The following is a 15,239-nucleotide window of genomic DNA, read 5'->3' as shown; positions in this document are numbered from 1 at the left end:
ATGAAAAACGCCGTGGTTGAGATCCGCGATCTGGCCTTTGCCTGGCCGGGTCACGAGGTTGTACTCGACCTGCCCACCCTGACCATTGCAAAGGGCGAGCGGGTCTTTATCAAGGGGCCGTCGGGCTCCGGCAAATCGACGCTGCTCGGCCTGCTGGCCGGGATCCAGACCGCCAACCACGGCACCCTGGAGGTGCTGGGCCAGCCACTGGCCCAGCTCTCTGGCCGCGCCCGTGACCACTTCCGGGCGGCCAATCTCGGTTACATCTTCCAGCAGTTCAATCTGCTGCCGTTTCTCTCGGTGCTGGATAACGTCACCGCTGCGCTCACCTTCTCCCCCGAGAAGCGAAGCCGGCTGCAAGCCTCGCCACAACAGGAGGCGCGCCGCCTGCTGGCAGAGCTGCAACTGCCGGACGAAGCGCTGCATCGTCCCGTGCACGCCCTCAGCATCGGCCAGCAGCAGCGGGTCGCTGCAGCACGCGCTCTCATTGGCTCGCCACCGCTGGTGATTGCCGACGAGCCCACCTCGGCCCTCGACACAGACAACCGTGCCGCCTTTATCAAGCTGTTGTTCGAGGAGTGCGACAAGCAGGGTTCGACCCTCATCTTCGTCAGCCACGATCCTCATCTCGAACCCCTGTTCCCGCGGGTGGAGAACCTACAACAGCTCAACCGGAGGGCATCATGCTGACTCTCGCCCTGCAAAGTCTCTGGGCCCGCCGCCTCACCGCCGGGCTTACCCTGCTGGCCATCGCCATCAGCGTCACCCTGCTGCTCGGGGTGGAGCGGGTGCGCAATCAGGCGCGCGACAGTTTTGCCAATACCGTCTCAGGCACCGATCTCATCGTCGGCGCCCGCTCCGGTCAGGTGAATCTGCTGCTCTACTCGGTGTTTCGCATCGGCAACCCGACCAACAACGTGGGCTGGGACTCCTACCAGGCCATCAAGCAGCGCCCCGGCATCGCCTGGACCATCCCGCTCTCCCTCGGTGACTCCCACAAGGGATTTCGGGTGCTCGGCACCAACGGCGACTACTTCACCCACTTGAAGTACGGCCAGCAGCAGTCGCTGCAGTTGCGCGAGGGGCGACCGTTCGACACACCGTTTGAAGCGGTACTCGGCGCCCAGGTGGCCGAGAAGCTCGGCTATCACCTTGGCCAGTCCATCGTCATCGCCCACGGCGCCGGCAACACCTCGTTCAGCCAGCACGACAACCTGCCGTTCAAGGTGGTGGGCATTCTGGCACCGACCGGTACGCCCATCGATCGCACCATCCATGTGCCGCTGGCGGGGATCGAGGCGATCCATCTCGGGTGGGATACCGGCCGACACAGCAAGAACGTCACCCCTGAGCAGGCGCTGGCGCAGGATCTCACCCCGAAAACCATCACCGCCTTTATGGTGGGGTTGAGCAACCGGATTCTGGCGTTCCAGTTGCAACGCACCATCAACACCTATCCCAGAGAGCCGCTGATGGCGATCCTGCCGGGCGCCGCCCTGCAGGAGCTGTGGAGCCTGATGAGCGTGGCGGAAACCGCCCTGTCGGTCATCGCCGGTTTTGTGGTGGTGGCGGGCCTTATCGGCATGCTGACCACCTTGCTCGCCGGGCTTAACGAACGGCGCCGGGAGCTCGCCATCCTGCGCTCCCTCGGTGCCGGCCCTGCCCACCTGTTCCTGCTGCTGGCGCTGGAGGCGATGGCGCTGACCACGATTGGCATCGCGTTCGGGGTGGCGGTGCTCTACCTCGGGCAGGGGCTTGCTACCCCCTGGCTGCTCAGCCACTATGGCCTGCAACTGAGTCTGGGGCTGCCAAGCGCCTACGAGTGGCAGTTGCTGGGGCTGGTGTGGCTGGCGGGCATGGTGATCGGCCTGCTCCCGGCAGCCCGCGCCTACCGCTACAGCCTGAGCGATGGCATGAGTATTCGCGTCTAGCGAGACGCCCAAAAGAGAAACAGAAGGACAGATGATGAAGTGGAAAATAGTGGCGCTGCTCGCCAGCCTGCTGGCACTGCCCGCCATGGCCGCAGACGATTACAAGACCATCGACTGGGACGTGCTCATCCCGCAGGGAGAGAAGATCCAGCCGCCCCCGCCGATCAACCATGACGGCAATTTTGCCTCGGTGCCGCAACCTGTGGGTGGCGTGAACAAAAAGCTGAATGAGCAGAATGTACGACTGCCGGGCTTCGTGGTACCGCTGGAGGGGGATGCCAAGAAGATCACCGCCTTCCTGCTGGTTCCCTACTTTGGCGCCTGTATCCACGTACCGCCCCCGCCCACCAATCAGGTGGTCTATGTGAGCTACCCCAAGGGAGCGCCGGTGGATGACCTATGGGACGCCATCTGGGTCAAGGGCAAGATGCGCACCGTCAGCTCCAGCCACGAAATGGCCACCGCCTCCTACGCCATGGATGCGGTGGAGGTGAGCGTTTACGAGGAGTAATCCTCCCTTTGCAAAAAAAGCGGCCTCCACGGAGGCCGCTTTGTTATCTTCAAACCTGGCTTGGAGTAACATTCACCTCCTGCACCTGTGCGAATGGAGTCAGCATGGCCGATCTGCCCCCCCCCAAGAAAGAGAGTTCGATCCTGAGCAGTCAGGAGCAGACTCTGCGTCTGGCACGCAGCCGCGGCATCGACGGCATGCTCACCCGCAACACCGACAGCACCTTCGAACAGCGCGCCACCTTTCGCCATCTGGCGGATCAGGCCGCCCGCCAGCGCAATCTGGAAGCCATCATGGTGATGGCCTCCCGTCACTGCGAAGAGACCGCCGCCGGCGGCGAGATGGACAGCGACTGGCTGACCCGCTTCCTGCAACTGGCCGAAGATATCAGCATGGTGCCGATGCAGCAGCTGTGGGGGCGGATCTTCGCGCTGGAGGTTGCCACCCCGGGTCGCTTCTCCATCCGGGCGCTCTCCACCCTGAAGGAGATGACCCAGCGCGAAGCCCAGCTGTTCCAGCGCATCTGCTCCCTCACCTGCCACTATGCGGGCAGCGACGAGCAGCGCCTGCTGCTGGGGCTGCACAAGGGCGCCAGCCTGCTGAGCCGCGCCAAGGCAACCCGGCTGGGGCTCGGCAAATATCGCCTCCCCTACAGCGCCCTGCTGCAGCTGTTCGAGCTGGGTCTGCTGCACAAGGGCGAACTGGAGTCCGGCCCGCTGCCCGCCGATGGCGTGGAGCTGGAGTTTGGCAACCAGCGCTGGCGGCTGCAGCGCAAGCAGAACAACATCACCCTGCTCTACTACCGGCTCACCCCGGTGGGCAACGAGCTGGCCCAGCTGCTCACCGATGCGCCGCTGGATGAGTACCTGCAGGATCTGAAAACCGTGCTGGTGCAGGGGATGCAGATAGAGGTGCAGCAACAACCGAGCGAGCCGCCCCCCTCCACCACAGAGCCCACTCCCGCAAGCCATCCCTGAACCCGTTCCTGGATACCCCGGGGAGGCAAGCCCTCCCTTATTGCGAATAGGGCGATCTGCATTGGTCTCATATTCAAAATGATGTGCAAAATGCAGATCGCTCTCCCCTCTCCACCCCCATTTTTTGCAACTTGCAAAACAAAATCCCCACCACCACGCTCACCAGCCCTTTAATGACATAAAAATCATTAAAGGCGGCATATGGCCCATCCTTTGCACACACTCTTGATGTAGATCAAATTTTAGCCACCACAGTTCGGGAGCAACGCCATGAGAGTCAATCAACCGGTTACCCAGCGCGAACGTCTCTATCCGGATCACCAGAGCCTCATCTCCACCACGGATCTGGAGAGTCGTATCACCTACGCCAACGACGAGTTCTGCGAGATTGCCGGCTTCCAACTGGATGAACTGGTGGGGCAACACCACAATCTGGTGCGCCACCCTGACATGCCGAAACAGGCCTTCGCCGATCTGTGGAACCATATCAAAGAGGGCAAAGTCTGGATGGGGCCGGTGAAGAACCGCTGCAAAAATGGCGACCACTACTGGGTGAGCGCCTTTGTCACCCCCATCAAGGATGGCAATGGCCGGGTCGTCGAGTACCAGTCGGTACGCTCTGCTCCGAGTGAAGAGATCAAGCAGCGGGCCGAGAAGATCTATGCCGACCTGCGCAATGACAAGCTGCCGCTGGCGCTGAAACTGCCGACCTTCTCCCACACTCTGGCCATCAACCTCTGCCTGCTGCTGAGCGTGGTCGCCATGTTTGCGCTGGGCTACAACCACGATATGAACTGGCAACTCGCTCTGGCCGCCATTCCGCTGGCCGTGGCCGCCATCACCCTCAACGCCCTCTCCCGGCGCCTCGGCAAGCTCAACAAGATGGCCCGCAGCCGCTTCGACAACCCGCTGATGCAGCTGCTCTACACCAACAAGGTGGACAACATCGCCGCCATCGAGCTCTCGATGGTGATGAATCAGGCCGAGTTCAACGCCGTGCTGGCCCGTACCCAGCAGACCTGCAGCCGGATCCTGCAAGCCGCCGAGGGGGATCTGCGCAACGCCGAATCCATCACCGAAAACCTGCAGCAGCAACAGGCCGAGACCAATCAGGTAGCGACCGCCATCACCGAGATGTCCGAGTCCATTCGCGAGGTATCACAAAGCTCCAGCGACTCCTCCAGCCTGCTGGACGAGACCGCCGATCTGTTCAAGAGCGGCAACGACAGCGTCACCGAAACCGTCGCCGCCGTTGCCGGCATGAACAGCGAACTGACCACCTCCAGAACGGTTATCAGCGCGCTGGTCGGCCACTGCCGCGATATCGACGGCATCCTCGATGTCATCAACAACATCGCCAACCAGACCAACCTGCTGGCCCTTAATGCCGCTATCGAAGCCGCCCGGGCCGGTGAAGCGGGTCGTGGCTTCTCGGTGGTTGCCGACGAGATCCGCTCGCTCGCCATCAAGACCCAATCCTCTACCAGCGAAATCCAGAAGATGATCACCGAACTGCAGAACAGCTCCGGCGAGGCTGAGCAGGCGATGGAGAAGGGTTGCCAACTGGCCGAGAGCTGCCAGCAGAAGGCATCGGTCACCGGCACCATCCTGCAGCAAATCAACAACATGCTGCAGCAGGTTGCCTCCGGCAGCGGCCAGATTGCCCAGGCTGTGCTGGAACAGTCCCACGTCACCGACGAGATCAACCGCAACGTGCTCAGCATCAAGACCCTGGCCGATGACTCCAGCGTCGGCAGCCAGCACGCCGTCCACGGCATCACCCAGCTGGTGACCCAGCTGAGCGAGCTCAACCGTTTGGTACGCCAGTTCCAGAAAGGGGCTCCGGCAACCCAGAGCCGCTACGAGATGCCAGCCGCCCGCGTGGTGCCGGTTCGCTAAGCCAGATAAATACAAGCAATCACCGCAGAAAAACCATATGGGCCCTTGGGCCCATGTGGTTTTTTAATGCCTGCCAATAAGAGGACGAGACTGCCGTTACACCTTCCAATCTTCCTCTGCGCTGATGGGCGCCGCTGTTGAGCGACCATATCGCCGCCCGTAACAGAGTAGTTTGTTGATCTTGCTCAGGAAATTTTCCACATCCACTTTCTTCCATAGCCCCGTTCGGTAACATAGCCGCTTGGCAACCTCTTGTCGGAGTCAGCCATGAACCACGCCAGTGCTACATCGCAGGTAAAAGCAGCAAGCTGGAGGCTGGAATTCAGGGGCGGTAGCGTGGTTGTTGCTAGTTGACACAGAGCGTAGCAAAGCCCAACAGATGAGCATAATCACCGCAACCAGAGCGGAATAAACACGGGTTGGAGCGTTCGGTAAAACAGATGTGCAGATACGTTTCGCGGTAAACATTGGGCTTCACTTCGTTCAGCACCAACCTACGATTTTTAGCCCAACATACGAGATGGCGCAGAGCGTAGCCTAACATACTAGATATTGAGACAGGCCCTTGTTATCTGACAACCCCTTTGGGGATAGGTTCTAAGCCAAGTATCAATGAGCAAGTTTCAGAGTTATAACACCAGCCAAAATGAGCGTAACCCCCAAATAGCGGAGCAGCGATGTTGGATCGCCATATACCATAATTCCAATAAGAAAGGTTCCTACGGCACCGAGACCTGTCCAAACAGCATACGCAGTCCCGATCGGGATCTGCCGTTGCGCTAGAAACAACAACCCACCACTTGCGATCATGAATATAACTGCAATCAATATTCCAGGAACTGTTTTCCCCGGCACCTGTGCCATTTTCAACCCCACTGGCCATCCTATTTCAAGCAATCCAGCCGCAATAAGATAGATCCAGCTCTGCAGGCCAATCCCCATCATAAAACCCCTACATCTTTTAACTTCTTACTTATTTACAGTATTTTCCCCAGCCAAAATGTGAGCAATAACATGTTAATGCGATCCCCCCACCAACAAGCCCCCTTTGGAACCCACACCAATTAACTGCTGATGCTGACTCTCACAAACCCACAACAACACCATAAAAACGTTGATGTGACCCATCCAATCTTCAGCCCGTAGGTTCGAATAGCGCAGCGTATTCGGACAATCGCGAATAACCCCGCCGCGATATAAGCAAGGATCGGAAGTTCCCCTTGCGGGGTTGCTATCGACCGCCTTGGGGTGGGTCAAGACTTGCCGGTGCCACTATAAGCTGGATTTATGGGTTTTCCGATAATGACCCAACTTTTGCTTATAGTGGCTGCCGCCAGCCCAGCAGCGCCTGTGGTGGCCAGCCTTAATGGCCGCCTGGCGCTTGTTATAGGTTCTTCCGATCCAGCTACAGGTAGTTCCCCTGCCGCAGGGCGGTCAGCAACTCATCCACCAGCGCGGCAACCGGCTTGCCGGCGTTGAGCAGATGGATTTCCGGCTGCTCGGGCGCCTCGTAGGCGGAGTCGATACCGGTAAAGTTGCGAATTTCCCCGGCCCGCGCCTTTTTATAGAGCCCCTTGGGGTCGCGCTCTTCGCAGATGGCGAGTGGCGCATCGACAAACACCTCGACAAACTCCCCTTCCTCCAAGAGACTGCGCACCAGCTCCCGCTCGGCACGAAACGGCGAGATAAAGGCGGTGAGCACGATCAGGCCCGCATCCACCATCAGTTTTGCCACCTCGCCGACCCGGCGGATATTCTCCTGCCGCGCGGCATCATCGAAACCGAGATCGCCGCACAGGCCGTGGCGCACATTGTCGCCATCGAGCAGATAGGTGTGCTTGCCCTCGGCCGCCAGCGCCTGCTCCAGCGCCCCCGCCAGAGTCGATTTGCCCGCCCCCGACAGCCCGGTAAACCAGATCACCAGCGGTCGCTGCCCCTTGGCCTCGGCCCGGCTGGCCTTGTCCACCGCATGCGGGTGCCACACAACGTTATTCATCCTGACTCCTTCTTTTCGGCACAATCCCGCCCCTCACCCTGACCCTCTCCCAAAAGGAGAGGGAACACTCCCTGCCCCCTCTTTGTCCTCGGCGGGATCAGGCCCCTCACCCTAACCCTCTCCCAGAGGGAGAGGGAATATTTGCCTCTCCCAAGGGAGAGGCACCAGGCGCTATGACTTGCCGCTGTCGTTGCCGATGGCCAGCGCCTGCCAGTGGGGGAAGTGCTTGCGCACCAGCGCGTTGAGCTCGATTTCGAACTCGCTGTAGTGCCCTTTTACCGCTTTGGCGGCCAAGCCTTCCACTATCATGCCGGCGCCGACGGTGACGTTGGTCAGCCGATCGATAAGGATAAAGCTGCCGGTATCGCGGATCTCCTGATACGGGTCGAACGCCACCGGGTCGGTGAGGCTCAGCTCGCACAGGCCGATCTCGTTGAGCTTGAGCTCGCTGGCGGGCAGCTCGTCAAGCTTGTTGATCTCGATGCGGTGGCGGATGGCCTCCACCTGACCGCGACTCTTCTTGGTGGCCAGCTTGACGTCGTAGACCCGGCCCAGTTGCAGGGACTCCTCCCCCATCCAGACAATGTGGGCCAGCAGGTTCTGGGTCACTTGCGGACGGTTGGCGGCATCCACCAGCAGGTCGCCGCGGCTGATGTCGATCTCGTCGGCGAAGGTAACGGTGATGGCCTGACCCGGCAGGGCGTACTCCAGATCGCCGTCGAAGGTGACGATGCGGGTCACCGTACTCTCCTTGCCGGACGGCAACACAGCAAGCCGGTCGCCCACCCGCAGGATGCCGGAGGCCAAGGTCCCCGCGAAGCCGCGAAAATCGAGGTTGGGGCGGTTCACATACTGCACCGGCAGGCGTACCGGATGACGCTCCAGCTCGCGCTCCACCTCGGCGGTTTCAAGCAGGGAGAGCAGGGTTTCGCCCTGATACCAGGCCAGCTTGTCGCTTGGGTTGACCACGTTGTCGCCGTCCAGCGCCGAGACCGGCACGATATGGATGGTGTCGACGCTGAGCTTTTTGGCGAACTCGCGGTAATCGGCACTGATGCGCTCGAACACCTCCTGACTGAACTCCACCAGATCCATCTTGTTGACCGCCACCACGAACTGCTTGATGCCGAGCAGGCTGGCGATAAAGCTGTGGCGACGGGTCTGATCCAGCACGCCTTTGCGGGCGTCGATCAATATGATGGCCAGATCGCAGGTGGAAGCGCCGGTGGCCATGTTGCGGGTGTACTGCTCGTGGCCCGGGGTATCCGAGATGATAAATTTGCGCTTGGCGGTGGAGAAATAGCGGTAGGCCACGTCGATGGTGATGCCCTGCTCGCGCTCCGCTTGCAGGCCGTCGACCAGCAGCGCCAGGTCCAGCTTCTCGCCTGTGGTGCCGAGCTTCTGGCTGTCGGACTCCAGCGCTTTGAGCTGATCTTCATAAATCTGCTGGGAGTCGTGCAGCAGGCGACCGATAAGGGTGCTCTTGCCGTCATCCACGCTGCCGCAGGTGAGAAAACGCAGCAGACTCTTGTGCTGCTGGGCGTGCAGATAGGCTTCAATGCCCTGTTCGGTGATGGCGGTCTGAATATGGCTGTTCATGCTGACGACTCCTTAGAAATATCCCTGACGCTTCTTCTGCTCCATGGAGCCGGCCTGATCGTGGTCAATCAGCCGCCCTTGCCGCTCGCTCGAGGTGGTGAGCAGCATCTCTTCAATAATTTCCGGCAAGGTGGTGGCAGCGGACTCGATGGCTCCGGTCAGCGGGTAGCAGCCGAGGGTGCGAAAGCGCACCAGCTCCTGCTTCACCTCATCCTCGGCGGTCAGCGGCATGCGCTCGTCATCCACCATGATCTTGATGCCGTTGCGCTCCACCACCGGACGGTAAGCGGCGAAGTAGAGCGGCACTATGTCGATCTTTTCCAGATAGATGTATTGCCAGATATCCAGCTCGGTCCAGTTGGAGAGCGGGAACACCCGGATACTCTCCCCCTTGTTGACCTGGCTGTTGTAAACGCGCCACAGCTCCGGGCGCTGGTTTTTCGGATCCCAGCGGTGGGACTTGTCACGGAAGGAGTAGACCCGCTCCTTGGCGCGGGACTTCTCCTCGTCGCGGCGCGCGCCACCGAAGGCGGCGTCGAAGCCGTATTTGTTGAGCGCCTGCTTGAGCCCCTCGGTCTTCATGATGTCGGTGTGCTTGCCGCTGCCGTGCACGAAGGGGTTGATGCCCATGGCGAGGCCGTCCGGGTTCTTGTGGACGATGAGATCCAGCCCGTACTTTTTGGCGGTCTCGTCACGGAACTTGATCATCTCCTTGAACTTCCAGTCGGTGTCGACGTGGAGCAAGGGGAAGGGGATCTTGCCCGGATAGAAGGCCTTGCGGGCCAGATGCAGCATGACGGAGGAGTCCTTGCCGATGGAGTACATCATCACCGGGTTTTCAAATTCGGCAGCCACCTCGCGGATGATGTGGATGCTCTCGGCTTCCAGCTGCTGCAAGTGGGTCAATCTTTCACGATCCATGTTGGTCCTCGGGTCATTGCTTATGCGCCTGCTCGGGGCGCTTGGTGGTTCAGTGCGCGGCCGCACCGGCAGCCGCATCAAATAGCTCTTTGTGCTCAGGCCAGCTGCACCAGCTTGAGGTCGCAGCCATCGAGATCCGGGTTGGCGCGCTGCTGCTCGCCACTCTGCTCCCCAAACCAGGCGAGCCGCTCGCGCAGGGCTACTACCTCGCCGATGACAATAAGCGACGGGCTCACCGCCTGTTTGGCCAACTCGGCCAAATCGGCCAGAGTACCGGTCAACACCCGCTGGCGGGATGTGGTTCCTCGCTCGATGATGGCGATGGGAGTGGCTTGGCTGCGGCCGTGATCCACCAACTGCTGCTGGATGTGCTCGGAGCGCATCAGCCCCATGTAGATGACCAGGGTCTGACTGGTGGCGGCGAGCTGCGGCCAGTCGGGCTCCTTACCCTCTTTTTGGCAGTGACCTGTGATAAAGACGGCGCTCTGAGCGTAATCACGGTGGGTGAGTGGAATACCGGCATAGGCGGTAGCACCGGCAGCGGCCGTGATGCCGGGCACCACCGAGAAGGGGATACCTTCGTCGGCCAGCACTTCCAGCTCCTCGCCGCCACGGCCAAACATAAAGGGATCGCCCCCTTTCAGCCGCACCACCCGGTTGCCCGCCTTGGCGTAGTCCACCAGCAGGCGATTGGTCTCCTCCTGCGGCACGCTGTGGGCCCCCGCCTTCTTGCCGACCGACACCAGAGTGGCATCGCGGCGCACCAGATCGAGGATCTCGGCAGAGACCAGCTGGTCGTAGAGCACCACTTCAGCCTGTTGAATCTGTTGCAGCGCCTTGAGGGTCAAGAGGCCCGGATCGCCGGGGCCCGCGCCGACCAGCACCACTTCCCCCACTTCGCTTTTCGCCTGGTCGAGGCCATCGCTCAGCCACTGCTCGGCCCCTTGCCAATCCTCTTTCTCAATCAGGCTGGCGAGAGTGTTGGAGGCAAAGGCGCGCTCCCAGAAGCGGCGACGATCGGAAATCGAGGAGAGTACCCGCTTGGCCTTGTCACGCACCCGGCCGGAGAGCTCGGTAAGTCCGCCGAGATGGCGCGGCAGCAGGCTCTCCAGCCGCTCGCGCAGCAGGCGCACCAGCACCGGCGCCTTGCCGCCGCTGGAGACCGCCACCATCAGCGGCGAGCGATCGATGATCGAAGGGAAGATAAAGCTGGAGCGCTTGGGGTCATCCACCACGTTGACGAACAGACCCAGCTGATTGGCACTCTGATAAACGAGGGCGTTGACTTCGATGTTGTCGGTCGCCGCCACTACCAAAATCTGGCCTGCCAGATGGGCCGGGGTGAAGCGCTCGGCAAGATGGGTAAAACGACCGGAAAATTCCGAAAATTCCGGTTCAAGCTCCGGGGAGACGATGGTCAGTCGGGCACCGGCCGCCAGCAGCAGGCGCGCCTTGCGCAGGGCCACCTCTCCCCCGCCCACCAGCAGCACCGGGCGCCCGTCCAACTTGGCAAACATCGGCAAATAATCCATTTCGACCCATCCCTCGGAATACGACTAATATGGGGCGACTATAGGCAGGGCCACTTATCCCTCAAAATAATAAAAAATGCTTTTTAAGACACTTTGGTAATTAACAAAGCCATTTACTGACTAAAGAGAGCGAAAGTCGCTTGTAGTGCCAAAGGGCAAACCCTAGGCTATGGACTGTGTTTCATAAGGAGCTTAATGATGAACGAATCATTGATTGTGCTAGGGATTTTTGTATTTCTGGTCATCGCAACCCTGAGTGCCGGCATCAAGATAGTGCCACAGGGCTTCAACTGGACTGTCGAGCGCTTCGGCCGCTACACCCGCACCCTGACCCCGGGCCTCAACCTGCTGATCCCCTATGTGGATCGGGTCGGCCACAAGATCATCATGATGGAGCAGGTGCTGGACATCCCGGCACAAGAGGTGATCTCCCGCGATAACGCCAACGTCACCATCGATGCAATCAGCTTTGTGCAGGTGGTCGATGCCCGAAAAGCGGGCTACGAGGTCAACGATCTCACCAGTGCCATCCGCAACCTCACCATGACCAATATGCGTACCGTGCTCGGTGCCATGGAGCTGGACGAGATGCTCTCCCAGCGCGACACCATCAACGAGAAGCTGCTGCGCACCATGGATGCCGCCACCGCCCCCTGGGGCATCAAGGTGACCCGCATCGAGATTAAAGATGTACGCCCGCCGCTGGCACTGGTCGAAGCAATGAACGCCCAGATGAAGGCCGAGCGCCAGAAACGGGCCGAGGTGCTGGAAGCCGAGGGGGTGCGCCAGTCCAAGATCCTGAAAGCGGAAGGTGAGAAACAGTCCCAGATCCTGAAAGCCGAGGGTGAGCGTCAGGCCGCCTTCCTCGCCGCCGAAGCGCGCGAGCGGGCTGCCGAAGCGGAAGCCAAGGCGACCCACATGGTCTCCAAGGCCATCGCCGAAGGGGATCTGCAGGCCATCAACTACTTCGTGGCCCAGAAATACACAGAAGCGCTGGCCCGCATCGGTGAAGGGCCCAACAGCAAGGTGGTGATGATGCCGCTGGAAGCGGGCAGCCTGATTGGCGCCGTGGCCGGCATGGCCGAGCTGTTCAAGGATGGCAAGGGCGGCAAGTCATGATCACCCTGTTCGAGGGGCTGACCCACTGGCACTGGCTGGGGCTCGGCTTCGTGCTGCTGGCCATCGAGGTGTTGGGGTCGGTGGGTTTTCTGCTCTGGACCGGCATAGCCGCGCTGGAGGTGGGCCTGCTGCTGCTAGTCTGGCCCTTCGGCTGGCAGGCGCAACTGCTGCTGTTCGCCCTGCAATCCCTGCTCACCACCTGGGTCTGGTGGCGCTGGCAACACAATAGGGATCGCTCGGGAAAAGATGCCGCCGCCCCCATCAACGAGCGGATGCAGAGCTATCTGGGCCACGAGCTGACCCTGATCGATGATGTCGTGCAGGGCACCAGCCGGGTGCATCTGGACGATACGGTCTGGACGGTGCGCTGCAGCCAGCAACTGCCGGCAGGCACCCAAGTCAGGGTGGTGGGAGCCGACTCCCATATCCTGCTGGTTGAACCGCTCTCCTGACCGCCCGCAAGCCCTAAAAAAGCCCGCGATATCGCGGGCTTTTGTTTGCATCACCATCAGGTGCGCAGCCGATCCAGCTGGCTGGCCAGTGCCGTTGCCGCTTGCTCCAGCGTTTCGCTGAGCTGATGACTGGCATTGGCCTCCTGACCAATCACGTTGGCGGTGTCGCCGATACGCATCAGGTTCTGGTTGATGTCGTCGCTGACGGCGCTCTGCTGTTCGGCCGCCGTAGCGACCTGGCTGATATGGTCGTGGATCTGCTGGATCTGGGAGACGACCAGATTGAGCGCCTCGAATGCCTGCTCGGTTCCCTGCACGGTAGAGCTGGAGCGCTCGATGCCGGTATTCATCAGGCGCTGGCTACTGTTCACCTCGGCCTGCAAGCTACCAATCAACTGACCTATCTCGTCGGTTGACGCCCTAGTCTTGGTCGCCAGTGCCCGCACCTCGTCAGCAACAACCGCAAAGCCGCGCCCCATATCGCCAGCGCGGGCCGCCTCGATGGCGGCGTTCAGGGCCAGCAGGTTGGTCTGCTCGGCGATGGCACGGATCACATCGAGGATCCGGCTGATATTGGCGCTGCGCTGGGCCACCAGTGCCACCGCCTTGTCAGCCTCGTGCATATCCTCAACCAGGGTATGGATCTCCTGCCGCGCATTGCTCAAGGTCTGCTGGGCACTGTTGATGTGATGGGTCGCAGCCTCCGACTCCTCGGCTGCCTGCTCGGCATAGCCTGCGACGCTGACCGCGGTAGTGCTCATCTCGTGCATAGCGCTGACCACGCTCTCCAGCTCCAGATGCTGTTCATCCAGACTCTGGCGCATGGTGTTGGCAGTCTGCTTCATGCCTCTGGCCTGATCGTTGACCTGCTGGCCTATCTCCTTGCTGCTCTGCACCATACCGCGCAGCTTGCCAAGGAAAGCGTTGAGATGCCTTCCCAGCTCTATCAGTTCTGCGTGGGTATCAATCTCGATCTTCTGGGTCAGGTCTCCCTCATTGCTGGAGAGATGGGATACATGACGGCTGATCAGAGCCAGCGGCGCAGTAATAGTCTGGATAAACCAGATCAGCAGGCCAAGCACCAGCAGCGTGATAACTCCCATGGCCATCACCTGCTGCTGCTGGGCATTCTGCAGCAAGGCGCCCAGATCGTTACTGATGCTGCGCGCCTTGCTCAGCGCCAGCGCCTTGGGCACCTTGATCATCAGCCACCACTGGGCATTGGCGACATCGACCCGGATCGGCTGCTCGAGGATAAAGTCACTGTCACTGCTGACCGGCTGGCCAGTCGGCAGGGCTAGGCCCACCTCCTTGAGCGGACGACCCAGCTTGTTGGCGTAGCGGTTGCTGCCCACAATCAACCCCATCTTGCTGACGATGGTGACATCCGCCTTGTTGTCATAAAGGCTCTTGCCCAGCGTTTCGGCCAGTTGCTGGAAGATGGGCAGGTTCATATCGACCCCGGTCAGACCGACAAATTTGCCGTCGTGGAGAACAGGCACGGTCAGACTGGTCATCAGCATCTTGTTGCCCGGGCTTATCTCGTAGAGGTAGGGCTCCATCAGGCAGGGTTGGCGGGTATCGCGGCCACAGAGATACCACTCGCTGTTGCGGATGCCAAATTCGTTGACGGATGTATCGAATTTGGCCTCGCTGGCAGCCGCATCGATCGGCTGCTGGGTAACGGCGCCCCCCTGCCCCTTGGTGAAATAAACCTCCAGGCTCCCCTTGCCCGCCACCGAGTGGCTGGCTCCGGCCACCCAGTTGGCATCCTCGCCATCGTAGCCGTTCGGTTCAAACTGGGCATAGATGGAGCTGATCCCGCTCGCCTGCTGCAAGCTGCTGCCGAGCAGCGACTCCACCTGTGGCCGCGAGAGACGTTGTTCCGGTTTGGCCATGGCCGCTTCAATCTGGGCAGTGACCGTCAGGGGGATCTGGTAGGAGTTCTGCATCAGAGAGGAGATCTGGATGGCATAGCGCTCAGCCTGATATTGCAGGCTGTGGGAGACTTCCTGCTCCAGCGCATCGCTGGTCTGGGTCATCACCATGGTACGAAGAGAACTGAAAGAGGCCGATTGCAACAAGGTCATGGCCAGACCGGTCAGCAGAAAGAGCCCCATGGTCAGACACAAGAGCTTGAACTTGAGTGAACGTTGCTTCATGCGGCAACTCCTTATGGCAAGAGTAACAACGAATAAGTTGAGTATATTCCCCTACTTGCCACTCACCCGATTTGTTGATGGGTTTGCAGCCGGCTTCTGGTTATAATTTTTGCCTTCCCGAGCGTTGATGGAACAGTCGC

General features: G+C 60.5%; 13 protein-coding genes. 7 read left to right on the top strand and 6 right to left on the bottom strand.

From position 1 onward, the window contains the following. From AACR93_RS02350 to AACR93_RS02330, 5 genes are all read left to right on the top strand, one after another. On the top strand, positions 1-690 hold the full coding sequence (locus tag AACR93_RS02350) for an ABC transporter ATP-binding protein (protein WP_041210239.1): 690 nt from the start codon (positions 1-3) through the stop codon (positions 688-690). Continuing rightward, positions 684-1,931: an ABC transporter permease gene (locus AACR93_RS02345; RefSeq protein WP_043849908.1), complete on the top strand. Its 1,248-nt coding sequence runs from the start codon at positions 684-686 to the stop codon at positions 1,929-1,931. The genes AACR93_RS02350 and AACR93_RS02345 overlap by 7 nt, the downstream gene beginning before the upstream one ends. Before the next feature lie 31 nt (positions 1,932-1,962). After that, a complete protein-coding gene (locus AACR93_RS02340; RefSeq protein WP_041210241.1) occupies positions 1,963-2,442 on the top strand; it encodes a DUF3299 domain-containing protein in 480 nt (159 codons plus the stop codon). Positions 2,443-2,546: 104 nt separating this feature from the next. Continuing rightward, positions 2,547-3,419, top strand: a complete 873-nt coding sequence (locus AACR93_RS02335; RefSeq protein WP_043849907.1) for a TIGR03899 family protein — start codon at positions 2,547-2,549, stop codon at positions 3,417-3,419. A 270-nt stretch (positions 3,420-3,689) separates the two neighbouring features. Beyond that, on the top strand, positions 3,690-5,318 hold the full coding sequence (locus AACR93_RS02330) for a methyl-accepting chemotaxis protein (RefSeq protein ID WP_043849906.1): 1,629 nt from the start codon (positions 3,690-3,692) through the stop codon (positions 5,316-5,318). A gap of 609 nt (positions 5,319-5,927) precedes the next feature. On the opposite strand, the gene AACR93_RS02325 is transcribed toward AACR93_RS02330, so the two are convergent. From AACR93_RS02325 to cysG, 5 genes are all read right to left on the bottom strand, one after another. After that, positions 5,928-6,263 carry a DMT family transporter gene (locus AACR93_RS02325; RefSeq protein ID WP_082044051.1) on the bottom strand — a complete coding sequence of 112 codons (336 nt, stop codon included), beginning with the start codon at positions 6,261-6,263 and terminating at the stop codon, positions 5,928-5,930. Between the two features lie 460 nt (positions 6,264-6,723). Next, positions 6,724-7,314, bottom strand: a complete 591-nt coding sequence (cysC, locus tag AACR93_RS02320) for an adenylyl-sulfate kinase (RefSeq protein WP_043849905.1) — start codon at positions 7,312-7,314, stop codon at positions 6,724-6,726. A 171-nt stretch (positions 7,315-7,485) separates the two neighbouring features. After that, positions 7,486-8,913, bottom strand: coding sequence for a sulfate adenylyltransferase subunit CysN (gene cysN, locus AACR93_RS02315; RefSeq protein ID WP_043849904.1), 1,428 nt, complete (start codon positions 8,911-8,913; stop codon positions 7,486-7,488). Between the two features lie 12 nt (positions 8,914-8,925). Continuing rightward, a complete protein-coding gene (gene cysD / locus AACR93_RS02310) occupies positions 8,926-9,858 on the bottom strand; it encodes a sulfate adenylyltransferase subunit CysD (RefSeq protein WP_331428976.1) in 933 nt (310 codons plus the stop codon). A 71-nt stretch (positions 9,859-9,929) separates the two neighbouring features. Continuing rightward, a complete protein-coding gene (cysG, locus tag AACR93_RS02305; RefSeq protein ID WP_043849902.1) occupies positions 9,930-11,366 on the bottom strand; it encodes a siroheme synthase CysG in 1,437 nt (478 codons plus the stop codon). Positions 11,367-11,564: 198 nt separating this feature from the next. Between cysG and AACR93_RS02300 the strand changes: the two genes are divergently transcribed. Both AACR93_RS02300 and AACR93_RS02295 read left to right on the top strand, forming a co-directional pair. Continuing rightward, positions 11,565-12,485 carry an SPFH domain-containing protein gene (locus tag AACR93_RS02300; RefSeq protein WP_041210247.1) on the top strand — a complete coding sequence of 307 codons (921 nt, stop codon included), beginning with the start codon at positions 11,565-11,567 and terminating at the stop codon, positions 12,483-12,485. Next, complete coding sequence (locus tag AACR93_RS02295; RefSeq protein WP_043849901.1) at positions 12,482-12,937, top strand: NfeD family protein; 456 nt, start codon at positions 12,482-12,484, stop codon at positions 12,935-12,937. The genes AACR93_RS02300 and AACR93_RS02295 overlap by 4 nt, the downstream gene beginning before the upstream one ends. A 56-nt stretch (positions 12,938-12,993) precedes the next feature. Here AACR93_RS02295 and AACR93_RS02290 read toward each other — a convergent pair whose 3' ends face one another. Further along, a complete protein-coding gene (locus AACR93_RS02290; protein WP_043849900.1) occupies positions 12,994-15,099 on the bottom strand; it encodes a methyl-accepting chemotaxis protein in 2,106 nt (701 codons plus the stop codon). Between the last annotated feature and the right edge of the window lie 140 nt (positions 15,100-15,239).

The sequence above is a fragment of the Aeromonas sp. L_1B5_3 genome, from assembly GCF_963866575.1.
Lineage (GTDB): Bacteria > Pseudomonadota > Gammaproteobacteria > Enterobacterales > Aeromonadaceae > Aeromonas > Aeromonas jandaei.
The sequence above is the reverse complement of the archived record's forward strand: the minus strand, read 5'-3'. Positions and strand labels throughout refer to the sequence as shown.

What these genes read in the sequence shown, in the direction of transcription:
- AACR93_RS02350 (WP_041210239.1), top strand. Translation starts at nt 1, where the DNA reads ATGAAAAACGCCGTGGTTGAGATCCGCGATCTGGCCTTTGCCTGGCCG.
- AACR93_RS02345 (WP_043849908.1), top strand. Translation starts at nt 684, where the DNA reads ATGCTGACTCTCGCCCTGCAAAGTCTCTGGGCCCGCCGCCTCACCGCC.
- AACR93_RS02340 (WP_041210241.1), top strand. Translation starts at nt 1,963, where the DNA reads ATGATGAAGTGGAAAATAGTGGCGCTGCTCGCCAGCCTGCTGGCACTG.
- AACR93_RS02335 (WP_043849907.1), top strand. Translation starts at nt 2,547, where the DNA reads ATGGCCGATCTGCCCCCCCCCAAGAAAGAGAGTTCGATCCTGAGCAGT.
- AACR93_RS02330 (WP_043849906.1), top strand. Translation starts at nt 3,690, where the DNA reads ATGAGAGTCAATCAACCGGTTACCCAGCGCGAACGTCTCTATCCGGAT.
- AACR93_RS02325 (WP_082044051.1), bottom strand. Translation starts at nt 6,263, where the DNA reads ATGATGGGGATTGGCCTGCAGAGCTGGATCTATCTTATTGCGGCTGGA.
- cysC (WP_043849905.1), bottom strand. Translation starts at nt 7,314, where the DNA reads ATGAATAACGTTGTGTGGCACCCGCATGCGGTGGACAAGGCCAGCCGG.
- cysN (WP_043849904.1), bottom strand. Translation starts at nt 8,913, where the DNA reads ATGAACAGCCATATTCAGACCGCCATCACCGAACAGGGCATTGAAGCC.
- cysG (WP_043849902.1), bottom strand. Translation starts at nt 11,366, where the DNA reads ATGGATTATTTGCCGATGTTTGCCAAGTTGGACGGGCGCCCGGTGCTG.
- AACR93_RS02300 (WP_041210247.1), top strand. Translation starts at nt 11,565, where the DNA reads ATGAACGAATCATTGATTGTGCTAGGGATTTTTGTATTTCTGGTCATC.
- AACR93_RS02295 (WP_043849901.1), top strand. Translation starts at nt 12,482, where the DNA reads ATGATCACCCTGTTCGAGGGGCTGACCCACTGGCACTGGCTGGGGCTC.
- AACR93_RS02290 (WP_043849900.1), bottom strand. Translation starts at nt 15,099, where the DNA reads ATGAAGCAACGTTCACTCAAGTTCAAGCTCTTGTGTCTGACCATGGGG.